Raw genomic sequence first — 237 nt, forward strand, 5'->3', positions numbered from 1 at the left:
CCGCGGACCGGGTTGCCCGGCGCGAAAAATTATTTTTAGTGGTGGCCAACGCCGCCGTTTTCGCGGCCTGTACTGCGCTGGTGCCCTCCTGGCCCGTGACCGCCTGCGCAGTCCGTTGCTCGGTGGCAGTCGGCGCGGCCGCGGACCGGGTTGCCCGGCGCGAAAAATTATTTTTAGTGGTGGCCAACGCCGCCGTTTTCGCGGCCTGTACTGCGCTGGTGCCCTCCTGGCCCGTGA

General features: G+C 66.7%; 1 protein-coding gene. It reads left to right on the forward strand.

The window, feature by feature from the left end:
- Positions 1–41: 41 nt before the first annotated feature.
- Positions 42–237: hypothetical protein (locus BEN49_RS28935; protein WP_204376149.1), on the forward strand; the 196-nt coding region annotated here is incomplete at its 3' end.

This window comes from Hymenobacter coccineus, assembly GCF_001816125.1.
In the GTDB taxonomy this organism is placed as follows: Bacteria; Bacteroidota; Bacteroidia; order Cytophagales; family Hymenobacteraceae; genus Hymenobacter; species Hymenobacter coccineus.